An 18,920-nucleotide genomic window follows, 5' to 3' on the forward strand; every position below is an offset into this window, starting at 1 on the left:
CGTTGATAATTCCAAAATCATGGTTTTGTCCAAGCCTGAAACCCTTATGGAAAAATGGGATTTTTTAATTCACATCAAATGTAATTCCCTATTCGCTACTCCCCTTATTCTCTAAAGAACGAATCAAAGCACGGAGTAATCTTCCTACAGATTCACATTGCCTCAAAATAGGGGTGACTAGTTGAGTATCTGTAAGTCCAACTTTGGCTCTAGCTGATAGTAATAAGTGAGTTTCTAGTTCTTTGAGAGAGCCTTGTGCTATTCGGAGAAATTTTATGTATTTTGGGCGATACTCTCGCCCATAGCCCTCAGCTATATTTGCTGGAGTTGATACAGCTGCCCGACGAATCTGTGAAGTCATTCCGTAAAGTTCCTCTTTTGGAAATGCAATCGTTAGCTGATAGCAAGCTTCAGCTAAATTCATGCCTTCTTGCCAAACTATTAAATCTTGATAAGATCGAATTTCAGAAACTGTCATTTGCCACTCCCCACTCCCCACTCCCTATTCCCTACTTCACTTTAAACTTACTAGCAGTTGTTAATAAATCTTGCGCCATCCCTGATAAATCTTGGAACACACTAGCAATTTCTTGAGATTCTGCAAAAGTCTTATTAGCAATTTCTGCTACATCTTGCATTGATTTTGTGACTGTTACAGATTGCGTCATTTGTTTTTGAGTCGCTGCGGTAATTCGCTCGATTAGCTGGCTAATTTCGGCAGTTGCATAAACGATCGCATTCAAGTTTTGGCGAGTATCATTGACCAGATTTGTACCTTCCACAACCTGCTGAATACCAGTTTCCATCGCTACTGCTACTTCTCCGGTTTCTGCTTGAATCTCTTGGACTAATTTTTCTATTTCGATGGTTGCTGCTGCTGACTGGCGAGATAAAGAACGGACTTCATCAGCTACAACTGCAAAGCCTTTACCATATTCACCTGCACGGGTGGCTTCAATAGCTGCATTCAAAGCCAGCACGTTTGTCTGTGTGGCAAAATTACCAATCAAATTAACCACTTTGGAGATTTTTTGCGAAGATTCACTGAGGCGTTTAATCTTCTTGCTGGTTTGAGCAACGGTTTCACGAATTCCTTGGATTGCTTTTACAGTTAAGTTCATCGCAGTATCGCCAGACTCAACAGTTTCATTGGCTTGTTGTACCGCTACTTGCACTAACTCAGCATTCGTCACTACAGCTTGAGTAGAGTCTACCATCTGTTGAATCTCACCTAAAGCTGCGGTAATTTCCTCAGATTGTTGTTGTGCTAAATTAGTCAGTCCCGTTAGTGAAGCCTCGCTGTTACCGGAAGTTTGGGCAACTTGTTGAGCAGCTCCCTGTACCTGAAGAACGATTTGCCGCAGTGCTTGCAGGGTATTATTATAAGCATCGGCGATCGTGCCTAATTCGTCTTCTGTAATGGGTGCGCGTACTGTTAAGTCGCCGTTGAGGGCGGGTCTAAGGGCTAGTAAAAGTTGAATAGATCGTTGTTGTAGTAATTCTTTGGCTGCCTTTTCTCGCGCTGCGGCTTCTGCTAATTTGGCTGACTGTCCTTGTACTTGTTGCAAATATTCAGTCTGTTGTAATGCTAGCCCTAACTGGTTGCCAATGCGTGCTAACAAGGTGACTTCCGATTCATCCCAATCACGAGTTCCAGAATTTTGATAAGCTGCTAGCAATCCCCACAATTGTTCCCCAGCAAATACAGGAACAATTACATAAGCTTTAACTTCAAATTGCTCTAAAATCTCAATGTGGCAAGGAGAATGACCTACCTGATAAATGTCATTAACAACAAAGTTTTCTCCTTGGGCATATCGACCTCCTTGAGTTTCTTGTAAGTGGGTATCTTCCCAGACAGTTTTGATATCGGGGCCTACCAGTTTTACCCAAGTATGAGCTACTGATTCTGCTACAAATTCACCACTCCAATTAGGGTTGAAGCGATAGACTGCGACGCGATCGCATCGTAGTAATTGCCGTACTTCTTGATTAGTTGTTTTGAAGATTTCTTCTACATCTGAAGATTGCCGAATGCGGTTACTAATTTTAGTGACAGCTTTCTCTTGTTCCGCTATCTGAGCTAGTTTGTCAGATTTCAACCGAACTAATTCCAAATAATCTATCTGTGATTTAGCTAGGCTAAATTGTAAGCTAGTCTGAACCAAAAAGTTAACTTCCCAGGTTTCCCACTCACGGGAGCGAGAATTTTGATAAGCTGCCAGCAAACCCCACAATTTCTCCCCGAAGAATATAGGAACAATTATGTAAGCTTTGGCTTCAAACTGCTCTAAAATCTCAATATGGCAAGGAGCAAGCCCTACTTGATAGATGTCATTAACAACAAAATTTTCGCCTCTGACATATCTACCTCCCTTAGTTTCTTGCAAGTAGGTATCGTCCAAAACGGTTTTAATATCAGGGCCTACCAGTTTTGTCCAACCAGTACCCACAGACTCAGCCACAAATTCGCCACCCCAGTCAGGGTTAAAGCGATAGACTGCGACGCGATCGCATCGTAATGATTGACGCACTTCTTGAGTGGTTGTTTTGAAGACGCTATCTACATCTAAAGATTGTCGGATGCGACCTACTATTTTAGTAAAAGCTTTTTCTTGTTCAACTATTTGAGCTAGTTGCTCAGATTTCTTATGCATCTGTTCTAGATATTCGCCTTGTGAGATAGCCACACCAAATTGCAGTCCAATTTGGGTAACAAAGCTTTCTTCCCAAGGTTGCCAATCACGAGGCCCAGAATTTTGATAAGCTGCCAGCAAGCCCCATAATTTCTCTCCAGCAAATATGGGTGCAATGATGTAAGCCTTCATTTCATACTGCTCTAAAATATCAATGTGGCATTGAGCATGACCCATTTTATATATGTCTTTGGCCACATAGCTTTCCCCCCTGGCATAACGTCCTCCTTGGGTGTCTTGCAAGTGGCTATCTTCCCACACCATGTAAAAATCGGGGCTGACCATTTTTACCCAGCCATTACCCACTGACTCAGCGACAAACTCGCCACTCCAGTCAGGTTTGAAGCGATAGACGGCGACGCGATCGCACTTTAGTAATTGCCGTACTTCTTGAGTGGTTGTTTGAAAAAGCTTCTCGACATTTGATGCCCGCAAAATTTTGTCGATGACTTTAGCCACAGATTTTTTTGCTAGTATGCGCTGCTGTTCTTCTCTTTTGAATTCAAAACTCTGTAATTTGTATATGAGTTCTGTTGTAATTTGGGATAGTAGGCTAATTTCTACTTCTTGCCACTGCCGCGTTGATAAGCAATTATTTACTACCAGTAATCCCCATACTTTACCTTCTATTACAATCGGTAAACTCAAACTAGCTTTAATTTGAAATTTATCTAGAAGTTGCTTTTGATAAGGGGTAAGTTGAATCTGACTAACATCATCAATAACTACAGGTTCTATATAGTCTTGATTGGTATATAAACCAAAAATAATTCCCGGAATATTTTCGCCTAAAGTTGGTGTCCAACCTAATGTTCTTGATTCTGCTAAAACATTACCTGAATCAAAGGAAGTAAACTGATAAATTAAGGCGCGATCGCAGCCAATTTTTTCTCTAATTTGCGCTACAGTAATTTTGAGTAGTGTATCAAGGTCTGGCGCTTGGCGCATGTGAGTTGCGATGTCTTGCAACTGTCGCCGCCAAGTTTTAAATTCCTGAGCGATCGCATTTAACAAAGATATTTCATTGCCAGCAATATTTTTTATATTAGCGTTCCCATTCAGATTTTCTACTTCAGAGATTAAATGCTGATTTTCCTGGCTATTGTTATACAAAAATGTCATTTTATTAACCTCAAAATTTATTAGAGTAATAGTTGGTTATTAGACCGATAACAAGGAACTAGTATCTGGCTAAAAAAGATTAGAAATCATTAAATTAATATGCCTAATCACTCATGATCAAGCCTTTAATTGTGAATTTTCCACATCGGAGCTTGGATAATTGTTATGGCATCCAAGTTAAAAATCATATCCTCAGAATCATTAATAAAATATCCCTGTAAAAAAGGTGATATTTTAGGATAAAATAATTCGCTACTTGGGGGCTTCATTCGCTGTGTATCTAGCCATTCAATATCTATCAGTTGTCGCACTAATAGTCCTAAATACTTCCCTTTGTTTTCGAGAACAATCGCCATCATTTTTGAAAGTAAATTTGCTCCTTGCGAAATTGGAGGATAACCTAACATTGCCTCTAAATCTACTAACCAAAGCATCTCACCGCGCCAGTTATAGATACCCAAGACGCTACTGGGCATCTGAGGAACGGCACATATTTCTGGTAATGATACTTGCAAAACTTCTGTAATATGTTGTAATGAAATTATCGCTGTATCCCTTGCTCCCAAATTAAAACTTAAAAACTTTTCCTTGGTTTCCAAAGTTATTAGTTCCTTTATGCTTGATTATTGCTCTCTAGCCACTATTTGGAGTATTATTTTATTTTGTACAAGTTCTCAATTAGAAAGATAGACTTCTAGTTTTTTGTGGATTTATCAAATTTTCCCTAGCTAATTAATCGTTTCAAAACTACCGTTAGTTCTTCTCGATCAATCGGTTTGGATAAATAACCATCAGCGCCCAACATATTACCCCAAATTTTATCTACATCACTATTTTTTGTAGAACAAAACACTACAGGTATTTTGCTAGTACTAGGATTGTTTTTTAACTCTCGGCAAATTTCAAAGCCGCTTTTACCTGGTAAAATTACGTCAAGAAATATTAGGTCTGGCTTATTTTTATCTATTTTATCTTGAGCTTCTTCACTGCTTGTGGCGCTAATCACAGAATAACCTGCCTGTTGCAAGTAACGGCTGATTATTTCCATATCTGTTAAGCCATCTTCAACAACTAAAATAGTATTCATGGTAATTACCCTTTAAAAAATTTTAAGCATGTAAACAAATTAGACATACAAATCCTAAATTATGCGTGAATAAGGACATTTAAGGAACTAGATACTAGTACAGTACCGCGGAAATAAACTTACCATTTGAAAATATTTAGAAAGCCCAAAATTAAAGTATGCGTAGATTTTGACTTTTGGCTTGTGTTACTAGCTCCTAACTCCTTATCATAAATAATATTCACAGAGCAAATAGGACTGCTTTGAAGAAGAATTCAGAAGTCAGAATTCAGCAGTCAGAATTAATCAGTCGGGGATTCAGACCCGCGACTGATTGAAGACCTCCAAATCGGAGATTTGGAGGGGGTTTTAGACCCGTTTATTCATCCGCTAAATCGATTCAGAATTCATACTGAATTCTGGCTCCTGACTTCTGAATTCTGTTTGATAAATACAAAATCTGTATTTGTCTAATTTTGATGCAATCTTTATATATTAACCTCCGAAAAATTACGTAATGAACATAATTTAATATATGTTTTAGTTACGTAATAAATTTCGGTTTTATATAAAAAAAGTAGGTGGATTTAAAAACGCCACCTACTTGCATCTTATGAATTTGGATTTCTCATTTATCACCCCAGTAATTTTATGTTTACTGGGGTGGAAAAGTTTATCGATTGTAAAATTTTTTGTTATCGCTATTCTTAATCAATAGGCTCATGCTGAGGAATGAAATTGTAAAACTAATCAGATTAGTTGATAATTAATCATCAATAAAAATTATTACAGCATTTTGCAACCAAATGAGGTATAAAACCAAGGATTTACAAATCAAATTATTCTTCTCCTTTCTGCTCAAAACCAGTGACTTTGTACCTCATGCAAAAGAAAATTGCTGTAATTCTCGCTACTTACAAACTTCTAAATTAGCTTGAGTCTTATCGATGGATACACTCGGCGTAGGTAAATATTTACGTACTATACTCATTACCTTGTCAGGCACTACAGGTTTAGTTATAAAATCTGTAGAACCGACTACCTTAGCACGAACTCTATCTAAAAGACCATCACTACCTGTTAATATAATTACTGGTGTATTGGCGAAAGCAGATATTCGTCGCAACTGAGTACAAATTTCGTAACCACTGGCGACTGGCATAATCAAATCCAAGAAAATCAGGTCTGGTTTATCTTGAATTAGGGTTGGGAGAGCTTGTACAGCATCTTGAATTTTGATAAACCTTAGTCCATTGGAAGTGATAATATCCTCTAGCATTTTACAGACCTGAGGGCTATCATCTACGCAGGCTACTAATGGAGCAATTGATTTCTTTGGTTGTGCGTTGATAGGCTTATTATTGCCCTCCATGACTACTAAGGGCATGTCAGGTATTTCCACTAATTCGATGATTCCTTTAAGGATATAAGGAAGCAATGAACGAGTGAGCGGCAATACATTCTGCTTCATTTTCACGGCTAAATCTCGCAAAGTTAATTTGCCGTTGATTAAATTTACAAAGTTTTTGTAGACAGATGGACTTACCATCTGCTGAAGTTGTTCTGGTCGCCGTAGAATTGGTGCCAAGTCAGGAGAAAAATTTGCTAAACCTGCTTCTGACCAAATTTTCCACGAGTCTTCCATGTGTTTTACAGACATTTCTGCACTCGTGAAGCTCATTGGTGCTTCTAAGATAACTTCTTGACTGCGATTGCAACTTATAGAAGCAAAATTTCCTTGTATAGCTAGGTCAAATAATAATTCTGCTATGGTGTTTTCGGCAATAGACTGAATCTGTTCTCTCTGAACTTTCTGTTTTTTATGAAAGATTTCTAGAAGGCGATAATCCCAGTAATCCATTGATACGTCTTGTAAACGCAACTGCAATTTATCAACATCAATCTGGGGACAATTTTGAGCCATCTGTCTACGCCAACGGCGGAAGGGATGAGTTCCACCTGTTGCCCAAACTATCCGCCCCAGCCGATAATAAAAAGTCCATTGGCTGCCTTTAGAACTTTTAATATTTAATTTGCCATTGTATTGTAGCTGAGTACAAGTTTTAAATTCATTAACTAGGTTATTTGAAAAAATAAGTTCCGACTGGGGCATATTTTGTTCCTTATATTAAAAAGCCAGCTATTGAGAAACCCACACTAGTACCGCAAGTCAAAAGTCACTTATTCTTTAATTTTTTATGATTTATGACTGTTGGGAATGATAGGTTTATTTCCACCGACCTGTACTAGCTATATGCTGGTTAGCAGATAGGTCAGTAAATGCCAATATATTTCGTATGTGGCAGTCTATATCAAGTTTATAAAGTCAAGGGATATAGGAGAATAGCAAAAATATTACTAGTAAAAAAGTCATATAGCATAGAGTTGATTCTCGGCAAATTTTATGACTCAAATAGGTTGCTATAGCCCACATCATTAAGAAAAATGCATTCAGTATTTATATCTTTAATTTTAATAATTTTCATACGGAATTCTATCCGTATAATTTCTGAATTTTTATTTAAAAAACATTGGCAGTCTCTTTCTAGATTTCATTTATTTAGATTGACAATGTATCTTAAAATATTTATTTTTATTTACATTTATTAATATTTATTGCTTGTAGAGAGACGCGAAATTGGACTGGGCAACTCTTGGAGAGGCTACACCAACGCTAATGCGTCTTTCTACATACCTGAAATTACCACTAATAATTATTAAGTGTATCAAGTATTTATTTAGGATAACTTATTTAAGGTTTGTTGTGGTTTTGATAACTGATAACAGCTGCCCTAAGATTACTTTGGTGTTCTGAAAGAAGCCGATCGCCTTCGTCTTTTTCTAAACCAGTCCAGTGCATTAATAGCGCTAGCTTAACCCATTTACCACTGCGTTCTAATAAAAAACCAGCTGCTTCTCGACTTAAACCTGTGAGGTCTTGCAAAATTCGCAAGGCGCGATCGCGTAACTTTTGATTTGTTACTGCTACATCTACCATGCGATTACCATAAACTTTGCCTAGTTTGACCATCACCCCAGTAGAAAGGATATTTAAAGCTAATTTTGTGACCGTACCAGCTTTCAGGCGAGTTGAGCCAGCGATTATTTCTGGCCCTGTTAATAGGCGAATGTCAATATCGGCATCAAAGCTAACTTGTTCTGCGGGAACACAGGCGATAAAAATAGTCTTGGCTCCTCGCACACGAGCAGCACGAAGCGCACCGTGGACATAAGGCGTTGTCCCACCTGCGGTAATGCCGACTACGACATCTAGCTGGGTAATTTGTCGCCCTGCGATCGCAGCCTCCCCATCTTCGATGCTATCTTCTAAATCTTCCGAACTGCGTACCAGTGCGCCAGCACCACCAGCAATAATCCCCTGTACCAACTCTGGGGGCGTACAAAAAGTAGGTGGACACTCAGCAGCATCTAACACTCCTAACCTGCCACTTGTGCCCGCACCGATATAAAATAAGCGTCCTCCGTGGCGCAAACGCTCTGCGGCGCTATCAATTGCTTGTGCCAATTGAATCTTCGCCGCCGCAACCGCCTCGAGAGCCTTTTGGTCTTCGCTATTAAACAGCTCTACCAATTCCAGAGAACTGAGCTGGTCTAAGTTAAGACTGTTAGGATTTACCAGCTCGGTTAAAAGATGCCCACGTTCCTGCAAGTTTGTCATTTGTCATTTGTCCTTTGTCATTTGTTCTACCCTGCGGGAAGCCGCAGAAGCGTCTATGTCATTTGTTCTACCCTGCAAGAAGCCACAGAAGCGTCTATGTCATTTGTCTTTTGTCAGTTAGCGACTAGTGACCAATGACTAATGACCAATGACTAATGACTAATTACAACAATCCTTCTAATTTGCGACGCATCTTCTCTAGTTCAGAATCAGATAATTCTGGTTCTTCTAGTGGCTGTTGATTAAGAGGGTAGGTGTCTTCAACAGTATCCTCCTTCTGAGCGTCTGCTTGCCAGTCAGTTTGTTCGACGTTAAGTTCTGGGGGAGTTACAACTAAATTGCTGGCTTCTGGGATGATTTCCCATTCATATCCAGCACTTTCGCAAAATTCCTTGATTTCCTCAGCATCGATCGGCTCTGGTGTAGGTGAGGGAAAATCCTGAGCTTCTAACATCAGGGCAAAGCGGGTGGCGTCGTCTTCTGACTCGAACATCAGAATTTTATTGCGATCGCCTTCCCGAATGGTATGAATTCCCTCATTTTCTGTTCGAGCATTAAAAATTAACACAAAAACACGCATTGGTGTAATCATCTGTCTTTTTTAAGGTCTATCCATATTAAAGTTCTATGTTGTGCCTCAGCGAAAGTCACAGGAACAATTTTCATTCTATTGGGATCAGATTTACCTGAAAACGCCAATATTATGAAGCATAAGTATTGGATTAAGCAAATACCGTAACTTGACCAATGAGGTCTTGGTTTAGTTAGCGTATCCTGGAAATGGCATACTGAATCAGCGTGTCAGTTAATGCTTGTGTGTGCCAGCAATATCTGGCAATTAATACTGTGAAAGCAAATGACTAAATCTCCCAATCAAGATATTCCCTCACCATGTCCTATCCGCAAGCGTCTATGGTTGCTGGTGTTGAGTCGGGGTAGCATTGCTTTGGGCGGACTTTTGCTGTTAGGAGTTATTGTCGGTATTTGTCGGTTGTGGACTTTTGTCCAAACAGAGTTAACACCTTTAGCACAACAAAGTCTCACAACTACACTCAACCGTCCGGTAAAACTGGGAAAAGTCACACAATTTTCGTTGACGGGAGTGCAGTTTGGGGCTTCAGCTATTCCAGCGACATCCACAGATCCAGATTGGGCTACAGTTGAAGCTGTAGAGGTGGGTTTTGACCCTTTACAACTAATCTTTAACCGCCATCTAAAACTAGATGTTACCTTAGTCAACCCAGATATTTATATTGAACAGGATAAACAAGGGCGCTGGGTTTCTACTAATATAGCGCCGTCGCGTGAAGGCGCTGCTATTAAAACCGATTTGGACAAGCTGTGGTTTCGCAATGCCAAGCTGGCCTTGATGCCGCAGAAGAAGGCAGGGGGAGCAGGGGGAGAAGCAAGGGAGCAGGGAGCAGGTGAGACCAGCCCCCGTCTTGGCGGTCTCCGTCACGATGGGGGACTGGCGAACCCGAAGGGGAGCAGGGGGGAAGAGTTGCGACCCTCACTCCGCCCCTCAGACTCATCTTCTTTATCTCCGGTAACATTTTCTCAAATCAATGGTTCTGCACAACTTCTAGCAAATAACCAGTTGATCAGGTTTGATGTGGGGGGGCTAGCAGACAGTGGTGGCAGTATTTCTATTCAGGGAGAGACGCGTTCTCGGGTGCTAGCAGGGAACTTTCAAGTGCGATCGCAAAACTTCCTGGCTGTGGATATTTATCGATTAATTAAGTTACCAGTGAGTTTACAGGCGGGTCGAGCCAATGGCGACTTGTTAGTTAGGTTAGCACCAGGACAACGGACTTTATTGTATGGCAACGCTACTGTGCAAGGCGTAACAGTTCAAGTGCCCAAAGTTCCGCAACTGTTGAGCAATAGCCAAGGAAATCTTCGCTTCCAGGGAACGGAGTTGCAGTTAAACAATGTTACTAGTAACTACGGCAAAATTCCCCTAGTGGCTACGGGAATCATCGACTCTCAAGCAGGCTTTAAGTTGGCAGCGCGTGTTAATGCGGTGAGTTTGGTTAATGCCCAAGAGACTCTCAAGGTAAAACTACCTGTGCCGATCGCTGGACAAGTACAAGCTGATTTGCAGATTACTGGATCAACTACCCAACCAATTCTCTCAGGTACAGTTACCACTATTCAAACTGCTCGGATTGACAAAGTTGATTTTAATACCATCAGTAGTAAGTTTGAACTTGCTACTAGTTCCTCTTTAATTACCCTAAAAGATATTCAAGGTAAAGCTAAAGTTGGTGGTGATATCACGGGCGCTGGGACAATTCAACTCGGTAAAAATCCGCGACTGGATATAAATTTCGCTGCCAAGAATGTTCCAGGGGATGCGATCGCAAAAGTTTATGACATAACACCCAACTTTCAAATCGGCAATGTCTCAGGTACTGCCCAACTAACTGGCCCTCCCACAAATGCCCAAACGGCGGTACAATACCAGGCTCCTAACGGGACTTACCCAGGAACGGGTGAAGTTGCGATCGCTCCAAATCGCAATGTCTCTTTCCGCAATGTAGCTCTGAATGTAAGTGGTGGTACAGTCCAAGCAACTGGTAGTTACGCCAATCAGCGTTGGCAAGCTGTGGCTGTTGCTTCCGGGGTAAAATTGGAACCCTTTGTAGACAAAAGTCAACTACAAAATGTCTCTTTGGGGGAAGCACAGTTTAATGGTCGTCTCATTCTCTCAGGCAGCACAGCACCATTTAAAATTGCTACGATTCGCAGTGATGGTGGAGGAGTTCAAATTGGCGGCGGTACAGTTGCAGTTTCTAATATCCAACTACAAGACCAAAGCTTCTCTGCTCAACTCGTAGCTAATGGTGTGCGGTTGGGACAAATATTAAAACAGTCTCCCCCAGCTTTAAATAACCCATTGGCGGGTACGTTCCAAATCGCAGGCAACAGAGATAATTTCAGCCTGAAAACCCTCCGTGGCAGTGGCGAGGGTCGTCTTGCTATTGGGGATGGTACGGTTACAGCTTCTAATATTCAAGTAGCTAATGGTACATATCAGACGCAAGTTCAAGCAAATAATGTTCCTGTGCAGCAGTTGACAACAGTACCAAAGCAGTTCCAAGGAGCGTTAACTGGTCAGTTCAACGTCGCGGGTTCTGTTGACTCTTTTAAGCTGCAAAATATTCAAGCCAACGGTCAAGCACAGATAAATGTTGCGCGTGGGATTATTACAGCCTCTAATATTCAAGTAGCTAATGGTGCATATCAGGCGCAAGTTCAAGCAAATAATGTCCCGTTGCAGCAGTTAGCAGCAGTACCACCGCAGTTTCGAGGGACGTTAACTGGTCAAGCAAACGTGGCGGGTTCTGTTGAGTCGTTCCAACCGCAAACTATCCAAGCCAGTGGTCAAGGACGGGTGAATCTTGCAGGTGGAACGATCGCAGCCTCTAATATCCAGTTGGCTAATGGTCGCTATCAAGCTGTAGTTAATGCTTCCGGTTTGGAATTAAATCGCTTAAATCAGCAATTGCGGGGTCAGTTTGGCGGTCAGTTGCAATTAGCTGGCAAGTTTGGCTCATCCAAATTAGCTGATGTACGTGCTGCTGGACAGGTGCAATTATCCCAAGGTATCCCCGGTCTTGAGCGACCCTTGAATGCTGCGATCGCTTGGAGTGGTGAAAGGCTGACCATTGAACGAGCAACTGCTCCCGGTTTAAGTGTTACTGGTAACATATTAGCCAATGCAAGAAAGGCAGGTATACCGGAAATTACTGCATTAAATCTCAACGTCCAAGCCCAGAATTACAACTTAAAACAGTTACCAATCAATCTTCCTAATCAGGTTGCTGTGGCGGGGAGAGTGGATTTTAATGGTCAAATCACTGGTAAGCTGCCCTTGCCAAATGTGGTAGGGCAAATTAATTTACGAGACTTAGTTGTTCAAAATATTGCTTTTGAACCATTGTTAAGTGGAAACATCGATTCAGCACAGGGACGCGGGCTAAATTTGAACTTGGCAGGAAATCGCGATCGCCTGGCCTTCAATTTAGATGCTAATAATCGCCCGAAATCCTTCTTAGTAAAATGGCAGCAAGCATCAGCTATAGGTAATGCTCAAGGTAATGATTGGACGCTCAAACTTGCAAATTTTCCCTTACAAATATTGAATTTGACTCCGCCAGCAATTACTCGATTAGGTACTGGTAAGATAGCTGGTTTGTTAACTGGAGATTTGCTATTTAATCAGCAGACATTGGCAGCAACGGGGAATTTAGCGATCGCTAATCCACAAATTGGGCGGCTTAAAGGTGATCGTTTAGCTGCTCAATTCCGCTACAGTGATGGGAAAGGTACACTTACCAGTAGCGAATTTGTCAAAGGCAAAAGTAGTTACGCTTTTGTCGGTAGTTTTGATCAAAGTCCTAAAGGCCCTCAACTACAAGGTAAACTGAACGTCAACCAGGGAGAGATCCAAGATGTTCTAACGGTAGCGCAGATATTTGATTTACAAAACTTGCCAGGTGGTTCAGCAGAAATCTACGGCACAGCAGAGGATCTAACCACCACCCCTCAAGGAGCGCCAAATCAACCTTTATTAACCCAAATCCAACGGTTTTCTGAAATTGAAGCTTTGGTAGAACAACAGGAAGAACAGCGACTTAATTCCACTCCTATACCAGATTTAGCAGACTTAAAAGGAACTTTCAACGGGGAAGTGGCTGTAAATACAGCTACAGCCAATGGATTATCAGTAGATTTTAATTTGAATGGACAAGACTTTGCCTGGGGTAAAAAGGAAGAACTGAATCGTTATTATACTGCCGACAAAGTGATTGCCGAAGGTAACTTTGAAAATGGTGTTTTGAGTTTGCGACCTTTACGGCTTGAATCTGCAAACAGGTTGATTGCCTTTACGGGTAACGTTGGCGGTGATGAACAATCTGGACAGTTGCGGGTGAATAATTTGCCTGTACAAGTGCTGAATAATTTTGTCAAACTACCAGTTGGAATCAGAGGTAATCTTAACGGTACAGCAGCCTTAGCAGGCAGCATTGCTAATCCCCAAGCTAGAGGAGAATTGCAAATCACAGAAGGATTATTGAATCAAAATAAAATAGATTCAGCGATCGCAAGTTTCAGCTATGCCAACGGACGCTTAAACTTTGGTAGTACGGTAGCAGTTGCTGGGCCAAAACCTGTTGATATTACTGGTAGCATCCCTTATAAATTGCCTTTTGCAACCGTTGCACCAGACAGTGAGCAAATCAATTTAGACATGAAGTTAGAAAATGAGGGATTAGCGCTGTTAAACGCATTGACTAATCAAGTAGTATTTGAAAAAGGTGAAGGAGAAATAGACCTCAAGGTACGCGGAACATTGCAAAAACCCGAAGTAAATGGAACTGCTACTATTAATAATGCTACTTTTTCAGCCCAAGCTTTGCCAGGTAAAGTAAGACATGTTACGGGTAAAGTTCTGTTTAATTTTGATACCATCTTAGTAGAAAATCTTCAGGGTCGATTTAGCCGTGGAAAGGTAGAAGCTGCTGGAGAAATTCCCATTTTCAACAATGACAACACTATCAACAATCCCTTGAGAGTTAATCTCGATCAGCTAGCGTTAAATCTGAAGGGACTTTACCTGGGAGGTGCTAGCGGCAATTTACAGATTACTGGTTCTGCTCTTAACCCAGTAATTGGCGGTAAAGTAAATTTATTTGATGGTCAGGTATTACTAGCAGAATCTACTAGCACCGCTTCATCTGCAAATAGTGGTATTGGCGTATCACCCACAAAAGCCAATAAGCAGAGTAAATCTCAAATTGGAAATGGGACGGGAAATACGGTTGCTAGATTTAATAATTTAGATTTAGAACTCGGTAAAAACGTCGAAATTACCCGTCCACCTATTCTCAGTTTCCGCGCAACTGGTAATCTCATAGTTAACGGCTCAATCAATCAGCCAATACCCGATGGTACTATCCGACTAGAACAAGGTGGAGTAAATTTATTTACTACCCAATTTAATCTTGCTCGTGGCTATACACACACCGCAACTTTTAGTCCCTCTCAACCCCGTGATCCCAACTTAGATATTCGGCTATATGCCAAGGTACTGGACGTAACCCAAAGTAATGACTTCAGCCGGGTAAATACCACAGGTTTATCAGCATTAGAGAGTGTTCGAGTCGAAGCCACTATTAACGGTCTAGCCAGCAAACTGAACGAAAATCTAGAACTAACAAGTAGTCCGTCACGTAGTCAAACCGAAATTGTGGCACTTTTAGGAGGTGGGTTTGTAGACACCCAAGGACGAGGTGACAGTACTTTAGGTTTGATTAACATCGCAGGTTCGGCTGTGTTCAACAATTTTCAGTCAGCTTTTAACCAGATTGGGAGTAGCTTTGGCTTAAGTGAACTCCGGATATTTCCTACCGTTATTTCTGATAATCCCGAAGCTGGAAGGAGCAGTTCAACTTTGGAATTAGCAGCAGAGGCTGGGGTTGATATTTCTTCTAAAATCTCGGTTTCCAGCATCAAAATTTTGACAACAAATGACCCCTTTCAGTGGGGTGTTAACTACCGAATAAACGATAAGTTTCGTGTCCGCGCTTCCACTAACTTAACCGATGATAGTCGTGCAGTAGTGGAGTATCAAACACGGTTTTAAATAAATCTCTTTAATTTTAAATTATGAATTAGTTCCTGTTCCCTCTTCTCCTTGCTTCTCAATAGCTTGTCGTACCTGTTCAACATTCAATTCTAATGCTTGGGCGATTTGCTCTATACTTAAACCAAACTTAAGCAGACGGGGTATAGTCTCCAGCTTTGTTTCTTCCTTTACTTCTTGGTAAAATTTAGTTTGTCTCCAATCAGTTAATCCAAACATCGCTTCCAACTCCTGCTGAGTTTTGTTTACAAATTTATAGATAAGCATTCTCTCTACTAATTCTAAGAGATTGCTACGGTTAGCTTCATCCGTTTGCTGTACTTGATTTATCAAGTTTTTCGCTTGCTGTACGGCTTTATCTTCTGTTGCAACTACTAACTTAATCACACCTAGCCCAATCGAAGACAATGGGACATCATCTAACTCATCTAAATAAATTATCCGAATTTGCTGTTGAGCCAATGATGTTTAATAAATGAATGGCACGCCTGGGTCGAGACTGCGTTGAGCAAAAAGTAATACCGCTTGCCAACGACATTGAGGTTTATATTGATTTATATACAGGAAAGCCTCTGTTATTATTCGCCAATAAATATCATCATCGCGCTGAAACTGTACCTCAACAAAATAGATTGGATATTCTGGAAAGTCAGGTTTGGGTACGAATAAACCATCGATACGGCGTGCTAGTTCTTTTATTTCTACCGAGGTAAATTGGTAGTGCAACGCCAGGGATTCAGATTGTTCCAAAAGTTCAAATAAGACACCTGGAAAAGTTTGAAATAAAGTGTAAAAAATCGTGTCTGTTTTCATGCACTCTGGATGTTTAAATATTTTGATATATTCATAAGTAAATATTAGATGTTGATATTATCGCCCCCCTCTTGATTGATAATTAATCGTAAAATTGATAATCCTAAAATTATCAGAAATAGCACTAAACCAATTGTGCAAGCATAGCTGATTTCCAAGTTACCAAAAGCTTGCTCGTATAAATAATAAACAATCGTTTTTGAGCTATTAAGTGGCCCCCCTTGTGTCATAATATATACTTCTTCAAATACTTTGGTGGCAGAAATAGCCGAAATCACCGCCACTAATGCTAAATACGGCTTCATCAAAGGTATGGTAATATCCCAATGTTTACTGATACCATCAGAACCATCGATCGCAGCAGCTTCGTACACATCAGCAGGAATAGATTGCAACCCCGCTAAATAAATCACCATGTAGTAGCCTAGCCCTTTCCACACGGTGACAGCCATAACACTAGCAAGAGAAATTGGTACAATACCAAAAATTTTTTCTGGGCTAGTTAACCAAGGAATGCCTTCTGGAAAAAGGCCCAAAGCTTTCAAAAATTGATTCAGTAATCCGTTTTCTGCATACAGCCATTTCCAAGCTATTCCGGCAACCACCATTGAAATTACCACTGGGGTGTAATATGCGGATCTAAACCAATTCATCCCCCGCAGTTTCTGATTTACCAAAATTGCCAGCACTAAGGGAGCAATTACTAAAATTGGGACTACACCCACAAGATATAGAAAAGTGTTTTCCAAGGTTTTCCAAAAAACTGCATCCTTCCAAAGCTTGAGGAAGTTGGCAAAACCGATCCATTGTGGCGGCTGGGCAATATCTTCGTAGCTGGTAAAGCTGAGGTAAAACGCTTGCAGTGCAGGCCAAAAGACTGTTAACGCCAAAAGAATTAAGGCGGGTAGTAAAAATAAATAAGGGGTCAATCGCTGTTTGATGAATATCCAATTTTTAGGTGTTAATTGATTCATATAAGGTCTAATAGTTGTTTTCACTTTGTCAGCAAGAATTTGGAGATGTGAGTAGATTTAAGCTTCAATATTCTAAAGGGATATATTTGCGTAGCGCTAATTAATAATTCGGAGAGAATTACGATGGAAACTCAACACAACCCGCCAATTGAACATCAAAATGTCCCCATAAACCACCGTGGACTGCATGAATTTTTGTATAGTTCTGACGATGAACACACCGCTACTGAGGTGAGTATAACCCCTGAACTGGCAAACGATGGTACTGAAATTATTGAGCTTGAGGCATGGAGTGCATCTGCTCAGAACGCTAAAATTGCAGGTGTTTACGCAGTATTAGACGCAGAACGCCAGGTGCAGTACATTGGCTATTCTCGGAATGTGTTGCTTTCTCTAAATAGTCATGTCAGTCAAAATGGTCAGCAAAAATGTGCTTTTGTACGTGTGCAAGCGTTCAAGTTCCCCAAGCGTCAAGAAATGGAAGATTTGAGAGATGCGTGGATAGCAGAACTCGAAAGTATACCACCTGGTAATGCAACTGATGGCGATATGTGGGCTGGTACGGTAGGGGAAGCTGCCAAGGCCGTAATGTCAGAGGTGGAACGTCAAGCCTACGAAGAGAAAAAGCTAAAACTGCGGAAAGCAATGGCTGACACAACCCTTTCTAAAGAATCAGAAACAATAGATGCGACTATGGCCGAACGTCAGCGTCAGCTTGAAGCTGCTGTGACAAATGATGATTGGAGTGTAATTATTGACGCACAGACACAAGAAACCAAGTTTTAGGATGAGGTTTCTTCAGAGAGCGTTAGCCCCTAGTCCTATAGCTTTACTGCTTCAATGACGTTTATTGGTAAAGAAGTGGGAACGATGCGAGTGAGTTTGAAGCCTGCTGATGCTAAAAGCGATCGATATTCGCCTTCAGTGCGTTCGCATCCACCTGTCATCACCAGCATATTCAGGTCGATAAGCTTGCCAAAGGATGAGGATGGGTTATTACCAGGGGTAATTACTTGTTCAAAAAGCAAGAGTTTGCCATCTTCTGGCATCGCTTGATGACAGTTCTTCAGAATCACAAGGGATTTTTCATCATCCCAGTCATGAATGATGAACTTGAGCAGATAAGCATCACCACCAGATGGTACTGATTCAAAAAAGTTTCCTGCAATAGTTGTGCAACGATCTGCAAAATTTTCTCCTTGCAAGCGAGGTTTTGCATTCTCTATCACCTTCGGTACATCAAAGAGAATGCCTTTGAGTTTTAGATTAGCTTTGAGTATGGTAGTAATTAAACTACCCTGTCCGCCTCCGACATCCACCACAGTGTTAAATGAAGAGAAATCATAGTTATTTATAATTGCTTCTAGTACTGTAGCGGTCACATTGGTCATTGACCGATCAAAGAGTTTGCCAGCTTCAGGATTTTGAGCGTAGTAATCCCAAATATTCATGCCAGCGACGTTATCAAAAGCAATTTCGCCAGTTTTGACGCTGTGTAGCAGGTTTCCCCAGCCCAAGTAATGGACTTGTCCCAGTTCGGAGATTGCAAAAAAACGTAAAGAACCAGGAGTATCTGTTTGCAAGGTTGCCGCTAAGGGCGTTAAGGCAAAGCGGCGGTTTTCATCCTCAGCAAATATACCCACACTGGCAAGGGCACGCAGTAAGCGGTAGAGAGATGGTGGATGCGTTTCGGTGATTGCAGCCAGTTCATCGACAGTTTTGGGTTGTTCTTGGAGGTAGTCGGCAATACCAAGCTTTGCAGCGATATAGATTGCCTGTGACACCCAAAAGCCAGAAATCATTTGTAGCATGGCAATGGGTGGAGGTAGTTCAGCATTAGAGGTTACATCTATTTGAGTCATATTGATTGATTTTTTCCTTTGTTTAGTAATAACGAAAGTCCGTTAAAGTCTTCATC

The 18,920-nt window shown here is 41.0% G+C and carries 11 protein-coding genes and 1 pseudogene; 2 read left to right on the forward strand and 10 right to left on the reverse strand.

Annotated features, from left to right (window positions below; all coding sequences use genetic code 11):
- Positions 1-88 precede the first annotated feature (88 nt).
- The 7 genes from RMY00_RS01330 to RMY00_RS01360 all read right to left on the reverse strand — a co-directional run bounded on the left by RMY00_RS01330 (position 89) and on the right by RMY00_RS01360 (position 9,155).
- Positions 89-478 (reverse strand): four helix bundle protein, encoded by a 390-nt coding sequence (locus RMY00_RS01330; RefSeq protein WP_322645834.1) that lies wholly within the window; start codon positions 476-478, stop codon positions 89-91.
- 31 nt (positions 479-509) lie between these two features.
- The gene (locus RMY00_RS01335; protein WP_322645835.1) at positions 510-3,818 is read right to left on the reverse strand and encodes a GAF domain-containing protein; all 3,309 of its coding nucleotides are present in this window, start codon (positions 3,816-3,818) and stop codon (positions 510-512) included.
- 125 nt (positions 3,819-3,943) lie between these two features.
- The gene (locus RMY00_RS01340; RefSeq protein ID WP_322645836.1) at positions 3,944-4,417 is read right to left on the reverse strand and encodes a chemotaxis protein CheW; all 474 of its coding nucleotides are present in this window, start codon (positions 4,415-4,417) and stop codon (positions 3,944-3,946) included.
- Between the two features lie 125 nt (positions 4,418-4,542).
- Complete coding sequence (locus RMY00_RS01345; RefSeq protein ID WP_322645837.1) at positions 4,543-4,905, reverse strand: response regulator transcription factor; 363 nt, start codon at positions 4,903-4,905, stop codon at positions 4,543-4,545.
- Between the two features lie 889 nt (positions 4,906-5,794).
- Positions 5,795-6,997: a response regulator gene (locus RMY00_RS01350; protein WP_322645838.1), complete on the reverse strand. Its 1,203-nt coding sequence runs from the start codon at positions 6,995-6,997 to the stop codon at positions 5,795-5,797.
- Between the two features lie 639 nt (positions 6,998-7,636).
- On the reverse strand, positions 7,637-8,563 hold the full coding sequence (murQ, locus tag RMY00_RS01355) for an N-acetylmuramic acid 6-phosphate etherase (protein ID WP_322645839.1): 927 nt from the start codon (positions 8,561-8,563) through the stop codon (positions 7,637-7,639).
- A 163-nt stretch (positions 8,564-8,726) separates the two neighbouring features.
- Positions 8,727-9,155, reverse strand: a complete 429-nt coding sequence (locus tag RMY00_RS01360) for a DUF3110 domain-containing protein (RefSeq protein ID WP_322645840.1) — start codon at positions 9,153-9,155, stop codon at positions 8,727-8,729.
- A gap of 264 nt (positions 9,156-9,419) precedes the next feature.
- On the opposite strand from RMY00_RS01360, the gene RMY00_RS01365 reads away from it, so the two are divergent.
- Positions 9,420-15,215, forward strand: coding sequence for a translocation/assembly module TamB domain-containing protein (locus RMY00_RS01365; RefSeq protein WP_322645841.1), 5,796 nt, complete (start codon positions 9,420-9,422; stop codon positions 15,213-15,215).
- A gap of 21 nt (positions 15,216-15,236) precedes the next feature.
- Here RMY00_RS01365 and RMY00_RS01370 read toward each other — a convergent pair.
- A pseudogene (locus RMY00_RS01370) lies at positions 15,237-16,028 on the reverse strand (Rpn family recombination-promoting nuclease/putative transposase).
- A 44-nt stretch (positions 16,029-16,072) separates the two neighbouring features.
- On the reverse strand, positions 16,073-17,002 hold the full coding sequence (locus RMY00_RS01375; RefSeq protein WP_322645842.1) for a sugar ABC transporter permease: 930 nt from the start codon (positions 17,000-17,002) through the stop codon (positions 16,073-16,075).
- A gap of 123 nt (positions 17,003-17,125) precedes the next feature.
- Here RMY00_RS01375 and RMY00_RS01380 point away from each other — a divergent pair, with 123 nt between their 5' ends.
- Complete coding sequence (locus RMY00_RS01380) at positions 17,126-17,788, forward strand: GIY-YIG nuclease family protein (protein WP_322645843.1); 663 nt, start codon at positions 17,126-17,128, stop codon at positions 17,786-17,788.
- A gap of 35 nt (positions 17,789-17,823) precedes the next feature.
- Here the strand turns inward: RMY00_RS01380 and RMY00_RS01385 are convergent, their stop codons facing one another.
- A complete protein-coding gene (locus tag RMY00_RS01385) occupies positions 17,824-18,864 on the reverse strand; it encodes a methyltransferase (protein ID WP_322645844.1) in 1,041 nt (346 codons plus the stop codon).
- Positions 18,865-18,920: the final 56 nt, after the last annotated feature.

This window comes from Nostoc sp. ChiVER01 (assembly GCF_034531155.1).
Taxonomy (GTDB): Bacteria; Cyanobacteriota; Cyanobacteriia; order Cyanobacteriales; family Nostocaceae; genus Nostoc.

Excerpts from the sequence above, each read along its gene's own strand:
- RMY00_RS01330 (WP_322645834.1), bottom strand. The coding sequence starts at position 478 with ATGACAGTTTCTGAAATTCGATCTTATCAAGATTTAATAGTTTGGCAA.
- RMY00_RS01335 (WP_322645835.1), bottom strand. The coding sequence starts at position 3,818 with ATGACATTTTTGTATAACAATAGCCAGGAAAATCAGCATTTAATCTCT.
- RMY00_RS01345 (WP_322645837.1), bottom strand. The coding sequence starts at position 4,905 with ATGAATACTATTTTAGTTGTTGAAGATGGCTTAACAGATATGGAAATA.
- RMY00_RS01350 (WP_322645838.1), bottom strand. The coding sequence starts at position 6,997 with ATGCCCCAGTCGGAACTTATTTTTTCAAATAACCTAGTTAATGAATTT.
- murQ (WP_322645839.1), bottom strand. The coding sequence starts at position 8,563 with ATGACAAACTTGCAGGAACGTGGGCATCTTTTAACCGAGCTGGTAAAT.
- RMY00_RS01360 (WP_322645840.1), bottom strand. The coding sequence starts at position 9,155 with ATGATTACACCAATGCGTGTTTTTGTGTTAATTTTTAATGCTCGAACA.
- RMY00_RS01365 (WP_322645841.1), top strand. The coding sequence starts at position 9,420 with ATGACTAAATCTCCCAATCAAGATATTCCCTCACCATGTCCTATCCGC.
- RMY00_RS01375 (WP_322645842.1), bottom strand. The coding sequence starts at position 17,002 with ATGAATCAATTAACACCTAAAAATTGGATATTCATCAAACAGCGATTG.
- RMY00_RS01380 (WP_322645843.1), top strand. The coding sequence starts at position 17,126 with ATGGAAACTCAACACAACCCGCCAATTGAACATCAAAATGTCCCCATA.
- RMY00_RS01385 (WP_322645844.1), bottom strand. The coding sequence starts at position 18,864 with ATGACTCAAATAGATGTAACCTCTAATGCTGAACTACCTCCACCCATT.